At 63.1% G+C, this 12,725-nt stretch carries 12 protein-coding genes; 10 read left to right on the top strand and 2 right to left on the bottom strand.

What is annotated here, in order from left to right; genetic code table 11:
- Position 1: 1 nt before the first annotated feature.
- The gene (locus tag AC1Z3V_RS09630; protein ID WP_483498495.1) at positions 2 to 538 is read right to left on the bottom strand and encodes a sigma-70 family RNA polymerase sigma factor; all 537 of its coding nucleotides are present in this window, start codon (positions 536 to 538) and stop codon (positions 2 to 4) included.
- Between the two features lie 220 nt (positions 539 to 758).
- Between AC1Z3V_RS09630 and AC1Z3V_RS09625 the strand changes: the two genes are divergently transcribed.
- From AC1Z3V_RS09625 to AC1Z3V_RS09595, 7 genes are all read left to right on the top strand, one after another.
- The gene (locus AC1Z3V_RS09625; RefSeq protein WP_429818208.1) at positions 759 to 1,082 is read left to right on the top strand and encodes a BufA1 family periplasmic bufferin-type metallophore; all 324 of its coding nucleotides are present in this window, start codon (positions 759 to 761) and stop codon (positions 1,080 to 1,082) included.
- A 105-nt stretch (positions 1,083 to 1,187) separates the two neighbouring features.
- Positions 1,188 to 2,114, top strand: coding sequence for an MNIO family bufferin maturase (gene bufB, locus AC1Z3V_RS09620; RefSeq protein WP_483498494.1), 927 nt, complete (start codon positions 1,188 to 1,190; stop codon positions 2,112 to 2,114).
- 13 nt (positions 2,115 to 2,127) lie between these two features.
- On the top strand, positions 2,128 to 2,904 hold the full coding sequence (locus AC1Z3V_RS09615) for an HvfC/BufC family peptide modification chaperone (protein ID WP_483499618.1): 777 nt from the start codon (positions 2,128 to 2,130) through the stop codon (positions 2,902 to 2,904).
- 7 nt (positions 2,905 to 2,911) lie between these two features.
- Positions 2,912 to 3,424, top strand: coding sequence for a DoxX family protein (locus tag AC1Z3V_RS09610; protein ID WP_483499616.1), 513 nt, complete (start codon positions 2,912 to 2,914; stop codon positions 3,422 to 3,424).
- Positions 3,425 to 3,604: 180 nt separating this feature from the next.
- The gene (locus AC1Z3V_RS09605; RefSeq protein ID WP_483498493.1) at positions 3,605 to 4,213 is read left to right on the top strand and encodes a helix-turn-helix transcriptional regulator; all 609 of its coding nucleotides are present in this window, start codon (positions 3,605 to 3,607) and stop codon (positions 4,211 to 4,213) included.
- On the top strand, positions 4,210 to 5,187 hold the full coding sequence (locus AC1Z3V_RS09600; RefSeq protein WP_483498492.1) for an ornithine cyclodeaminase family protein: 978 nt from the start codon (positions 4,210 to 4,212) through the stop codon (positions 5,185 to 5,187). The genes AC1Z3V_RS09605 and AC1Z3V_RS09600 overlap by 4 nt, the downstream gene beginning before the upstream one ends.
- Positions 5,184 to 6,146, top strand: a complete 963-nt coding sequence (locus AC1Z3V_RS09595) for a threonine ammonia-lyase (protein WP_483498491.1) — start codon at positions 5,184 to 5,186, stop codon at positions 6,144 to 6,146. Before AC1Z3V_RS09600 ends, AC1Z3V_RS09595 begins: the two co-directional genes overlap by 4 nt.
- Positions 6,147 to 6,205: 59 nt before the next feature.
- Here the strand turns inward: AC1Z3V_RS09595 and AC1Z3V_RS09590 are convergent, their stop codons facing one another.
- Positions 6,206 to 7,147, bottom strand: coding sequence for a LysR family transcriptional regulator (locus AC1Z3V_RS09590; RefSeq protein WP_429818195.1), 942 nt, complete (start codon positions 7,145 to 7,147; stop codon positions 6,206 to 6,208).
- Between the two features lie 111 nt (positions 7,148 to 7,258).
- On the opposite strand from AC1Z3V_RS09590, the gene AC1Z3V_RS09585 reads away from it, so the two are divergent.
- The 3 genes from AC1Z3V_RS09585 to ade all read left to right on the top strand — a co-directional run bounded on the left by AC1Z3V_RS09585 (position 7,259) and on the right by ade (position 12,388).
- Positions 7,259 to 9,058, top strand: a complete 1,800-nt coding sequence (locus AC1Z3V_RS09585; protein WP_483498490.1) for an adenine deaminase — start codon at positions 7,259 to 7,261, stop codon at positions 9,056 to 9,058.
- A 58-nt stretch (positions 9,059 to 9,116) separates the two neighbouring features.
- Positions 9,117 to 10,517 carry an NCS2 family permease gene (locus AC1Z3V_RS09580; RefSeq protein WP_483498489.1) on the top strand — a complete coding sequence of 467 codons (1,401 nt, stop codon included), beginning with the start codon at positions 9,117 to 9,119 and terminating at the stop codon, positions 10,515 to 10,517.
- A gap of 74 nt (positions 10,518 to 10,591) precedes the next feature.
- A complete protein-coding gene (ade, locus tag AC1Z3V_RS09575) occupies positions 10,592 to 12,388 on the top strand; it encodes an adenine deaminase (RefSeq protein WP_483498488.1) in 1,797 nt (598 codons plus the stop codon).
- The last annotated feature ends 337 nt before the right edge of the window (positions 12,389 to 12,725 follow it).

Genomic DNA, 12,725 nt, shown 5'->3' with positions numbered 1-12,725 from the left:
TTCAGTCTCGTCCAAATCGGCGGGCGATTGCGGCAAGGCCGCGATGAAGCGCCACGCGCACCGCCGTCTCATTCATATCCAGTCTCTTCGCCGTCTCGGCGACCGAACAGCCTTCGATCGAGATCGCGTTGACGACCGAACGCTGCCCCGGTGCGAGGCCCTCGAGTGCCCGGCCGATCTCCCAATCGCAGGCCTTTTCGGTTTCGGCGCTCGCAAGTGTCTCTTCAAATTCCTCAATGCCAACCGTCGGGCGGCGGGCCTGTCGCCGGACGGCATCGACGAATTTGTGCCTGGCGATCGCGTGAAGCCAAGGGAGAACGGGTGCATCGTTTCGCCAGGTGTGGCGCTTGACGTGCACTGCCAGCAAAGCCTCCTGCACGATGTCCTCGGCATCAATGCCGCCGCCAACGGCCCACCGCCGCGCCCAACTGCGGATCAGGACCGCGGCGTCACGCAGAAAGTCAGCATAGGCCTTCTCATCTCCGGCCACGGACCCGCGAAGAAGTCCTGCCAGATGTTCGTCGTCCGCGCCGCTCAACCGCGCCTTTCCTTCTCATTCGCCGAACCCGGGCGTTCGTTACACCTTCATCCCAAAAATCGCAGCGGCTGTCAGCCGGCTGTCATCAACGATACCGCTCGCGAAGACATCACGAAAGCGTGTTGACAAGGTTATGTAACGCCACCCGTCTCCGCGACGAAAGACCCGATGTGCGCCCGAGACAGGACGCACGGGAACAGTTCAACACGGAGAAAGAATGATGTCCATGAAGTCCACGATCAGCAGTGCAATGCTGGCTGGCGCAGTGGCCGCGGCCCTGTCATCGCTCGCCGCCGCGGCACCACTCACCAAGGCACAGGTCAAGGCCGCGATGGATGCCGGCAAGGAAAAATGTTTCGGCGTCGCCCTGAAGGGCCAGAACGATTGCGCCGCCGGACCGGGCACGACATGCCAGGCCACTTCGACGGTCGACTATCAGGGCAACTCCTGGAAGTTCGTCGATGGCGGTACGTGCACCACCATGCAACTTCCGGACGGACGCAAGGGCTCGCCGGAGCCGCTGAAGCGCGACCTCCCGTCCTGAGCCGATCCGACGCGGGTGGGAGGAGCGAACGCCTTTCCGCCCGGGCACGGCAACAGCGGTCGCGCAATCCGGCGCGACCGCGAAAAACCAGCGACAGGATTGGCAATGAGCACTTCACCAGCAAGTCCCGATCGGCTCGCTTCGGCAAGCCAGCGGTTTCCCAGGCATGAGATCGATGGCCTGGCAGGCACCAGCTTCAAGCACCAGCATCTGCAGGCGATCCTTGCGGATGACGCTCCCGGCGGCTTCTTCGAAGTCCACGCGGAAAACTACATGGGCGCCGGCGGTCCGCCGCATGCGGCGCTGGTCAGGATCCGCGAAGATTTTCCCGTTTCGCTGCACGGCGTCTGCATGTCGATCGGCGGGCCGCAGCCGCTCGACAAGGCGCATCTGGGGCGGTTCAAGGATCTGGTCCGACGCTACGAGCCGGCGCTCGTCTCCGAGCATCTCGCCTGGTCGACCCATGAAACCACCTACTACAACGACCTCTTGCCGCTGCCCTACACCGAAGCCACGGTCACGCGCGTTGCCGCGCATATCGATGAGGTCCAGCAGGCGATCGGCCGGCCATTGTTGCTCGAGAACCCCTCGACCTACGTCACTTTCCGGGAATCGACGATGAGCGAAACGGCGTTCATTAGCGAACTGGTGAAACGCACCGGCTGCGGATTGCTGCTCGACATCAACAACGTCTTCGTTTCCGCCACCAACCAGAATTATTCCGCGCTCGACTATCTGAACGACTTTCCGTTGGACCATGTCGGCGAAATCCATCTCGCCGGGCATGCTAAGCAGCAGGATGACGAGGGCGAGTTGTTGCTGATCGATAGCCACGACGGACCGGTCAGCGATGCCGTATGGAAGCTCTTCGACATCGTCATCGGCCGTTGCCGCCCGATCCCGACGCTGATCGAATGGGACAGCGCCATTCCCGGCTGGCCGGTGCTGAAGCGCGAGGCGGCGGCGGCGCAATTGATCCTCGACCGCCATTCCAAGGCAGCTTCACGGGAGAAGCTCCGTGCAAGCGCCTAGCAAAATGCCCGCTATGCCGCTCGACGGGAGCGAGAACTACGCCGCCGGATTCGTGCCGCCGCTTCTCGATCCGGGATGTGAAACGCCGATGCTCGTTTCCGGCCCAAACGGCAAGGCGGCCGCGAAGCGCTTCAACGTCTACCGCAACAATGTCACCGTCAGCCTGATCGAGGCGCTGGCGGCGACCTTCCCGGCCACGGCGCGCATTACCGGCGAAGCCTTCTTTCGCGCCATGGCCCGTTTTCATATGCGGGAGACACCCCCGACGTCGCCGCTGCTCTTCGAGTATGGCCGGGATTTCCCAGATTTCATCGCACACTACGACCACGCACGGTCGATGCCCTGGCTGGCCGATGTGGCACGGATCGAACGCGCCTGGCTCGATGCCTATCACGCTGCCGATGCCCCAGCTTTGACGCCCGAGGCACTCGCCTCCGTCCCGACTGACCGGCTCGGCGACGTCGTTTTCGCGGCCCATCCCGCGACCAGGCTTGTTCCTTCCGATTATCCGGCCGTGACGATTTTTGTTGCCAATCGCGCGAGTGGTCCGGTCGGCCGAATCCAGACCTCGGCACCGGAAAGCGCGCTGATCACCCGCCCCGACTTGGAGGTGGCTGTCCGCCACCTGACACCGGGAGCCGACATTTTGCTCGACCGGCTGCTCTCAGGCGTTCCGCTGGCCGCGGCGGCAACGCAGGCAGCAAGCCATTGCCCCACACTCGACCTTGCCACCGTCATCGCAACGGCTCTCGACGCCGGCGCCTTCACGGCCATTCATCACGGAGGATGAAAACATGATGTCCGCATCCAGTTCACCGAACGGCATCAACCGCGCGGACCTGTCGCACTGGGCCCGTCGCGCAAACCAGGCCGTGAGCATGCTTGCCCCACTTTGGCTTGCCCAGCTCGTCCTGCGCTTCGGTCTCGCAGTTCCGTTCTTCCGCTCAGGCATGAGCAAGTGGGACGGCTTCCTGCAGTTGAACGATGTCGCCGTGCTGCTGTTCAGCTCGGAGTTCCAGCTGCATCTTCCCGGCGGTCCCTACCCCTACCCTGCCCCAGCCGCCATGGCGTTTGCTGCCGGCTCTGCCGAGATCATGCTGCCCATCCTGCTGGTGCTCGGCCTGGCAACCCGCTTTGCCGCGCTCGGTCTCCTGATCATGACGGCAGTCGTTGAGCTGACCGTGCCGGATGGCTGGCCGATCCATATCACCTGGGCGGCGATGGCACTTGGCCTCATGGCCTCCGGTCCCGGCAAGTTCTCGCTCGACCATATGCTCCACGCGTGGCGCGGCGGCGCTCACAAAGCCTGAGACCAACCCTGGCGCCTGGGGTCAGCGCCTGGCGTCGGGGGCAGCGGCATAGGATGCAATCAGCGGCGTGCGCACCCTCGCACGCCGCTGTTGCGTTTTTCGGATAGGATACAAAAAATCTATTATGGACAATTTTGTCTACACATGATTTAACGGCCATCAATCGAGAAAGGGAAGGCCGTGAACCCGGAACTCCGCCCGCATATCCTGGTCTGCGACGCGATTGCATTGCTGTTCCAGCCCTTTGCCGAAGTCGTGCTGCACGACCTCGCAACCGAAACCGTCGTCCATATCTCCGGCAATTTCTCGAAGCGGGAAATCGGCGAGCCCTCGCTGCTCAGCGAGATCGGCTTCACGGAAGCGGACGGGATCATCGGTCCCTACGAGAAGGTCAACTGGGACGGCCGCCCGATCAAGGCGATCAGCGCCGTGCTGCACGACAGGACGGGCAAAGCAATCGGCGTGCTTTGCATCAACGCCGACGTCTCCGATTTTCACGCCGCACTGCGCACGCTCAACGCGCTTGTCCGCGTGCCGGCCCGCGACAAGCCGGAGAGCCTGTTCAAGGAGGACTGGCACGAGCGCGTCAACGAATATGTCCAGCAATGGACGACCACCCGCGGACTGACGATCTCGACCATGAGCCGTACTGACAAGCAGGCGCTGGTGATCGCGCTTTCCTCCGACGGCGCCTTCGGCGGCAAGAATGCCGCCTCCTACATCTCCCGCATCCTCGGCATGGGCCGGGCGACCGTTTACAAATATCTGAGCAAGGAGAGCGCGCAATGATCGTCATCGACCGCGAAAGACTTGCCAAACTGCCCTTGCTGACGCTCGCAGCCCCGGCGATCCGTGACGCCTACATCGCCGCGATCGACGGCCGCGCCAACCTGCCGCCGGTCGGCTACCTGCCGCTTTCCGGCCGCAACGCCGATTGCCACATCAAATACGGCTACATCGAAGGCGATCCGTTCTTCGTCGTGAAGATCGCCGCCGGCTTCTACGACAACCCGGCCAAGGGGCTGCCATCGAGCACCGGCATGATGGTTGCGGTCTCCACCGAGACCGGAGATGTGGTCGCCGTGCTCGACGACAAGGGGATGCTGACCGATCTTCGCACCGGCATCGGTGGCGCTATTGCGACCATGGCGCTCTGGCGCGGCGACGCCCGGAGGATCGGCATTGTCGGCACCGGGACGCAGGCGCGCGTTCAAATCCGGGCACTCGCTGCGCTCTCCGACCGTTCTTTGCACTTCACTGTCTGGGGGCGGTCGCCGGAACCTGCTCAGGCCGTGCTCACCGACCTGGCAGACCTTGATCTTTCCATCGCGGCGACAACCGACCTCGAAACATTGTGCCGCCAGTCCGACGCGATCATAACGACGACACCGTCAAAAGAACCGATGATCCGATCGCAATGGATCGCACCGGGCACGCACATCACCGCCCTGGGCGCCGACGCACCAGGCAAGCAGGAACTCGATATCGCGCTTGTTGCGCATGCGGATCGGCTCGTCGTCGATCTCGCCGATCAATGTCTCGACCATGGCGAGTTCTCCGTCGCAGCCCGGGCCGGGCTGATCGGCGAAGGAGGCTGCATTGCCCTTGGCTCTGTCCTTTCCGGCACGGTCAAAGGTCGGCGCTCGGACGGGGATATCACCATCGCCGACCTGACGGGGATCGCCACGCAGGACATCGCCATCGCCCGCACCGCGCTTGATGCACTCGGCCTGTTCGGCCGCTCGCAAGGAACAACCCCATGACCAAAGACGTCCTTGAAACGGCCGCGCGCTCTGTCAGGGCACGCCAGCGCATCCGCCCCTTCATCTATGAGACACCACTCATTCCGTCGCGCACGGCCGGGCGGCAAACATCCTCGACGGTGCTGTTCAAGGCCGAGAACCTGCAGTTGACAGGCTCGTTCAAGATCCGCGGCGCTGCCAGCAAGATGACCTCGCTGCCGCGGGACCAGCGGGTCATCACTGCCTCCTCCGGCAATCACGGCATCGGTGCTGCCCATGCCGCAAGCGCGATCGGCCAGAAACTGACCGTCGTGCTGCCCGAGATCGTCAAGCCGGCAAAACTCGAACGCATCCGTTCCTATGGCGGCGACGTCATTCTCCACGGCGCCGAGACCGGGCTTGCCGAACGGCATGCGCAGCGGCTGGCCGTATCGGAACAGCTCGCTTACGTCTCGCCCTACAACGACCCTGATATCATTGCCGGACAGGGGACGATCGCGCTTGAATTGCTGGAACAGGCCGAGCGCATCGACAATGTCTTCGTCGCCATGGGCGGCGGCGGGCTGATCAGCGGCATAGGCTCGGTACTGAAGAGCTTCAGTCCACACACCCGCGTCGTCGGCGTTTCAGCCGCCAACTCGGCAGCACTCGCTGCGTCCATGAGAGCCGGCCGCGTCGTCGACACGGATCACCTCGACACGCTCGCCGAAGCGGTCGCCGGCGGTCTCGATGAAGACAGCCTGACGCTCGGCCTTTCGATGACCGTGATCGACGAGGTCGTGACCTGCACGGAAGCGGAAATCGCAGCGGCGATGCGCGACCTGCTTCTTGGCGAGCACATGCTGGTGGAAGGTGCTGCCGCCCTCGCACTTGCCGGCTTCCGCCAGGTAGCCGAAAAATGTGCCGGCCAGACCAATGTCGTCCTGCTCTGCGGCGGCAATGTCGACGGCGCCAGCGCTCTGCCGTCGCTGCTCGGCTAAGGAACGAACCTATGACAATTCAGGACAGAAAGTCGTTTCACGCTTTTCCTGGGATTGCTCTAAAGACTGACCCGTTCCACGTAGTAGCGCGGGATCTTCACCCGATCCCGGTCGCGATAGAAGTCGATGCAGAAGTCGACAAAGGCCTTGAAGCGTTTCGACACGTGCCGGCGGCGCGAATAGATGAGGTTGATCGCCGTCTGTGGCGAACGCCAGTCGGGAAGCACCGGCTCCAGCAGTCCGGCCTGCCGTTCGGTCTCGACGAAGAAGTCCGGCAGATAGGCGATGCCCTCGCCAGCGACCGCGAAATACTTGATCGTCCAGTAATCGTTGGTGGTGCAGGTCGCCGTCGGCAGCAGGTCCACCTCGTCCTCGCCGGGTTGCGTCAGATACCAGGACTGTAGCCGCGTCGGCTGGCGGAAGACGAGGCCGCGATGGCCGGCAAGCTCGTCCGGATCTTTCGGTTGGCCGTGGCGCGCGATGTATTGCGGGCTGGCGAAGAGGCCGTAGGACGAGACGGAGAGCCTGCGGCTGATATAGTCGACATCAGAAGGCTCGCCCCAATGGAAAATACCGTCGAGCGCCTGCTCGGTGACATCGGAAAACGGCTGGCGCGAGGACAGAAAGACGACATCGAGATTGACCTGCGGATATTGCTGGCGAAAGGCGTAGAGCAGTTCCGACGTGATCGTGGTGCCGAATTCGCCGGTCGAGCCTACGCGCAGCGTGCCCGCCACTTCCTGGCGCATCTCCGCCATGGCGGTTGCCGCGTCGTCACAGTTCGACTGGATGAGCCGCGCGTAGCGCAGGAACTCCGCCCCCGCATCGGTCACGTGCAACTGATGCCCTTCACGAACGAAGAGCTCGATGCCGAACTCGTCCTCCAATTGCCGGATCTTGTGACTGAGCGTCGACTTCGGCAACCGATAGCGACGCGAAGCCGCTGAAATCGAACGGGAATCGGCGACCTTTACGAAACAGTCGATGAGCGAGAGATCCATACTTCGTCCAAAATCTTGGATGATATGTTCAGAAATTAGCCTGTTTCGGCCCATTGTGCAAACAGCGTGGAATTGGGAATATTCACTGGAGCTAAGGGAGAAGAGGTTCCAGTGAGCGATATCAGAGAATTCATTCGCGCCGCATCGGGCACCGGCGGCAAGGCGACCCTGGCGATCCGGGGCGGTCGCCTGGTCAATGTCGTCTCGGAAGAGATCTATCAGGCCGATGTTGCCATCTATGGTGAGCGCATCATCGCCGTTGGCGATGTCTCCGACTATATCGGTCCCGAAACCAAGATCGTCGATGCAACGGGCAAGTATCTGACGCCGGGCATGATCGACGGGCATCTGCATGTCGAGTGCTCGAAGATGTCGCTGACGAGCTTCGCCAAGGCCGTCGTTCCGCTCGGCACGACCTCGATCGTCACCGGTCTCGACCAGATCATCGTCGTCGGCGGGCCGGCTGCGGCGCGCGAATTCCTCGACGAGGCAAAGCAGACGCCGCTGAAAGTCTTCTGGGGTGCGCCCTGCAAGACGCCCTACACCATGCCGCGCTCGACCGTCGGCCACTATTTCAGCCCCGCCGACCACCAGGCGACGCACCACTGGCCGGAATGCGTCGGCATCTGGGAAACCGTGCGCGAATTCATCCAGGAGGAAGACGCCGACGTGCTCGCGGCGCTGGAGCTTGCCGAAAAGAGCCGGTTGCCGGTGCTCGGCTGCTGCCCGATGACGCGCGGCGCGCGTCTTAACGGCTACCAGCAGTCCGGCGTGCGTGCCGATCACGAGAGCTACACGCCGGAGGAAATGCTCGAAAAGCTGCGCGCTGGCATGCATGTCGTGGTGCGCGAATCCTCGATCTCGCACTTCCTCGCCGACAACCTGCGGATCGTCACCGAGATGGGCGCCAAGGCGCTCCGCCGCATCAGCTTCTGCACCGACGACGTGGTGGCGAGCGACATCCTGAAGCGCGGCCATCTCGACAACATGGTGCGCATGGCGATCGCCATGGGCATCTCGCCAATGGCGGCGATCCAGATGGCGACGATCAACGGCGCCGATGCGCTCCGGATCGACGACAAGGTCGGCTCGATCTCGCCCGGCCGCGCCGCCGACATCCTGCTCGTCAACGACCTTCGAAACTTCAACGTCGAAACGGTCGTCGCCAAGGGTGAGGTGGTCGCACGCAACGGCAAGATGGCGATCGAGTTGACGCCGCCTGAACGCAGCGCAGCACTTCTCAACTCGGTCAAGGTCGCACCGCTCCAGCCCGGCGACCTCAAGGTCGCCTATGACGGCGGCGGAGACACGGCAGACGCCATGGCGATCGCCGTCACACCGGAAAAGATCTTCGTGCGCACCCGCCGCGACGTGACACTTGCAGTCAAGAACGGCCAGGTGCTCGCAGATCCCATGAGGGACGTGCAATACGTCACCGTCGTCGAGCGCTACGGCAAGACCCGGAACCGCCCGGTCGCCTTTGCCTCCGGCTTCGGCCTCAAGGAAGGCGCGATCGCCAGTTCCACCGCGCCCGACGACAACAACATCATCTGCATCGGCGCCGATCTCGAGGACATGCGCATCGCCATCAACCACCTGATCGCCAACAATGGCGGCCAGGTCGTGGTCAAGAACGGCAAGGTCGAAGCCTTCCTGCACCTGCCGATCGGCGGCATCGTCTCCGACATCGAGCCGGCCGAAATGGCGGCGCTGGAAGATCAGCTCGACGATGCGGCCCGCGCACTCGGCTGCCCGCTGCCCTGGCCCTTCATGTACATGTTCGTGCTGCAGATCACGGCGATCCCCGAATATGCGATCACCGATCTCGGTGTCGTCGACTGCGTCGGGCTCAAGGTGATCTCGCCGTTTGCGCCCGCAAGCGGGGATGAGCGCGCCGTTGCCGCGGAATGATGCCTAGGAGGGGGTCGGCCACGCCGGCCCCCTTCGTCGTTTAAAAAAGGGGAACAAGATGAACTATCCGAACAAGACCGTGGAGGCGGCACCAAGCCCGGAAACATCCTGGCTCGGCGCTCTTCTCGACCGCTACTTCCAGATTTCGCGGCTCGGCTCGACCGTCCGTACCGAAATCCTCGCAGGACTCACCACCTTCCTCGCCGCCTCCTACGTCATCGTCGTCAATCCCTCGATCCTGGCGCATGCCGGCATTCCGTTTTCGGCCGGCGTGACGGCGACGGTGCTTGTCAGCTTCATCGGCAGCTGCGCCATGGGGCTCTATGCCCGTAGCCCCATTCTGGTGGCGCCCGGCATGGGCATCAATGCGCTCTTTGCCTACACCATGGTCGTCGGCGCCAAGGTTCCGCTCGAAATCGCACTTGGCTGCGTCTTCTGGGCCGGCGTGCTCTTCACCATCATGGCGTTCTTCAACCTTCGCCAGACGATCATCGAGGCGATCCCGGTTGATCTGCGCTATGGCATTGCCTGCGGCATCGGCCTTTTCATCGCACTGATCGGCCTGGAAAACGCCAAGTTCATCGTCGCCAATCCCGATACGATCGTTGGTCTCACGCAGTTCAACCCAGTGACGCTGACCTTCATCGTCGGCTTCGTGCTGACGGTTGCTCTGGTGGTACGGCGTGTTCCCGGCGCCATGATGGCCGGCATGATCCTCACCACGATCCTCTCGATCCCGATTGGCCGCTGGTGGGGCGACGGCAGCGCGTTTTGGCCCGAGACCCCTGATGTCCACACGCTGGTCAACTGGAGCGGTTTCTCCGCCGCGCCGGATTTCAGCTTCGTCGGCCAGATCGATCTCTTGGGCGCCTTGAACCTGATCTACCTGCCCTTCATCTTCGTCTTCCTGTTCACCAACTTCATCGAGGCGCTTTCGACCTTCCTCGGACTTGCGGAAGCCGCCGACCTCAAGGATGAGACCGGCATGCCGCGCAACATCCGCGAATCCATGCATGTCGATGCGATCGCGGCGCTGCTCTCCGCACCGCTCGGAACGAGCCCGGCGACAGTCTATCTCGAATCCGGTGCGGGTATTGCGCAAGGGGGACGAACCGGCCTCGTCGCACTGATCGCGGGGCTTCTCTTCCTGCCCTTCCTGTTCCTGTCGCCGCTGCTTTCGCTGGTGCCGGCGGTCGCGACCGCGCCGGTGCTGATCCTCACCGGCCTCTTCATGTCCGAACCGATCAGCAACATCCGCTGGAGCGCACTCGATGAAGCGATCCCGGCCTTCCTTGCGATCGTATTGATCCCGCTCACCTTTTCGATCACGCTTGGCCTGTCGCTTGCGATCATCGCCTATGTGCTGATCAAGCTGGTCTGCGGCCGGGCCGGCGATGTAAGACCGGTGATGTGGTTCGTCGCCCTGCTTGCCGCAGCGCTCGTCGCCCAGACCCAGTAGACCGCCAGCAAATCCTTCGGCGCCCTCCTTCCCGATGGAAGGGCGCCGACATCGCCCATTCGAAGGAAACTCTCATGCTTCAATCCTGGTCGAAGACCGCACCCGAACTGGTCGACGTCGCCATGGGCCGCAAGCCGGCCGATCTCGTGATCCGCAACGGCAAGTGGGTAAACGTCTATTCCGGCGAGATCATTCCCGGCACCGATATCGCCGTCAAAGCCGGCCGCTTTGCCTATGTCGGCCCGGACGCCGGCTACACGATCGGCGCTGAAACCAAGGTCGTCGACGCCGCGGGCCGCTACCTCGTGCCAGGCCTTTGCGACGCCCACATGCATGTCGAAAGCGGCCTCGTCACCGTTACCGAATTTGCCCGTGCGGTCATCCCGCACGGCACGACCACCATGTTCATCGATCCGCACGAGATCGCCAACGTGTTCGGGCTCGACGGCGTCCGGTTGATGAACGATGAAGCCCAGAGCCTGCCGATCAACGTGCTTGTCCAGATGCCGAGCTGCGTGCCGAGCGCGCCGGGGCTCGAAACCGCCGGCGCCGAGCTTTCCGCCCAGGATGTCGCCGAGGCACTCGCCTGGCCGAACATCATCGGGCTTGGCGAAATGATGAATTTCCCGGGCGTTGCCGGAAACGATCCGAAGATGATGGCCGAGATCGCCGCCACACAGGATGCGCGTCTCACCGTCGGCGGGCATTATGCCTCGCCGCATCTCGGCCGCGAGTTCCATGCCTATGCCGCCGGCGGACCGGCCGACGACCACGAAGGCACGACCGTGGAGGACGCCATTGCCCGCGTTCGCCAGGGCATGCGCGCTATGCTGCGGCTCGGTTCGGCCTGGTACGACGTTGCGGCCCAGATCAAGGCCGTCACCGAATCCGGTCTCGATCCGCGCAATTTCCTGCTGTGCACCGACGACAGCCATTCCGGCACGCTCGTCCATGACGGACACATGAACCGGGTCGTGCGCCACGCGATCGCTCAAGGGCTAAAGCCGGTGACCGCCATCCAGATGGCGACGCTCAACACTGCCCAGCATTTTGGCCTGGAGCGCGAGCTCGGATCGATTGCGCCGGGCCGGCGAGCCGACCTTATCGTCACCTCGGATCTCGTGGCGCTACCGATCGAGATGGTTTTTGCCCGCGGCGAACTCATGGCCGAAAGCGGCACGCTCGTGCGCGATATTCCGGCTTACGTCTATCCGGAAAGTGCGCGCAACACCGTCCACCTCGGCCGGATGCTCGCCGCCGCGGATTTCGATATTGCGTCCAACGCACGCGCATCACGCGCCCGCGTTCAGGTCATCGGCGTCGTCGAAAACCAGGCGCCGACGCGTGCGCTCGAGGCCGAGGTCGCGATCGAGAACGGCCTGGTGCAGATGGACCGCGTCAACGACATTTGCCAGATCGCACTGGTCGAACGCCACCGCGGCACCGGCGACGTCGTCAATGCCTTCGTTTCCGGCTTCAGCTATGACAGCGACTGCGCGATCGCCAGCACGGTCGCCCATGACAGCCATCACATGATCGTCGTCGGTACGAACAAGTCGGATATGGCCAAGGCGGCCAACCGGCTGCACGAGGTCGGCGGCGGCATCGTCGTGATCAAGGAAGGCCGCGAGCTGGCGCTCGTCGAGCTGCCTGTCGCGGGCCTGATGTCCGATCAGCGGGCAGAGATCGTCGCCGAGAAGGCGGCCGCCATCGTCGAGGCGATGCGCGCCTGCGGCTGCCGCTTGAACAACGCCTACATGCAGCACTCGCTGCTGGCGCTGGTCGTCATTCCGGAACTCAGGATATCCGACAAGGGCCTGATCGACGTCAGGAGCTTCCAGAAGACCGACGTGATCTTGAGCACGCGTTGATCCCGCATTGGAATCGGCCGCGAAACTGTGCTTTCGACCCCGTCGCGGGCGGCGAACAGTCATCCAATCCACCGGTTTCTTCGTTTATGGTTAACCCGCGCCTGAAGGAGACCCTTCCATCCGCTTGCCCGTCAAAATCAGCGGTTCGTCGATCCCAGGCAGGAAGGCCTTGCGCCGAAAAGCTCGGTTCACACGGCTGTCCTGCAATGGGATCGCCACATGAACCAGCCTTCGGCGACTTCTCGAAACGGCACCAAATTGCATGCAATGATGGTAAATGATAAAAGAAGGGGCTTATATACAACCGGGCAGGGCAATGGTGCCGCGCCAGGCCCGC

Source organism: Ensifer sp. 38_S197 (assembly GCF_056924495.1).
This window is presented reverse-complemented; position numbering and strand designations above follow the sequence as displayed.

Excerpts from the sequence above, each read along its gene's own strand:
- AC1Z3V_RS09625 (WP_429818208.1), top strand. The coding sequence starts at position 759 with ATGTCCATGAAGTCCACGATCAGCAGTGCAATGCTGGCTGGCGCAGTG.
- bufB (WP_483498494.1), top strand. The coding sequence starts at position 1,188 with ATGAGCACTTCACCAGCAAGTCCCGATCGGCTCGCTTCGGCAAGCCAG.
- AC1Z3V_RS09615 (WP_483499618.1), top strand. The coding sequence starts at position 2,128 with ATGCCGCTCGACGGGAGCGAGAACTACGCCGCCGGATTCGTGCCGCCG.
- AC1Z3V_RS09610 (WP_483499616.1), top strand. The coding sequence starts at position 2,912 with ATGTCCGCATCCAGTTCACCGAACGGCATCAACCGCGCGGACCTGTCG.
- AC1Z3V_RS09600 (WP_483498492.1), top strand. The coding sequence starts at position 4,210 with ATGATCGTCATCGACCGCGAAAGACTTGCCAAACTGCCCTTGCTGACG.
- AC1Z3V_RS09595 (WP_483498491.1), top strand. The coding sequence starts at position 5,184 with ATGACCAAAGACGTCCTTGAAACGGCCGCGCGCTCTGTCAGGGCACGC.
- AC1Z3V_RS09590 (WP_429818195.1), bottom strand. The coding sequence starts at position 7,147 with ATGGATCTCTCGCTCATCGACTGTTTCGTAAAGGTCGCCGATTCCCGT.
- AC1Z3V_RS09580 (WP_483498489.1), top strand. The coding sequence starts at position 9,117 with ATGAACTATCCGAACAAGACCGTGGAGGCGGCACCAAGCCCGGAAACA.
- ade (WP_483498488.1), top strand. The coding sequence starts at position 10,592 with ATGCTTCAATCCTGGTCGAAGACCGCACCCGAACTGGTCGACGTCGCC.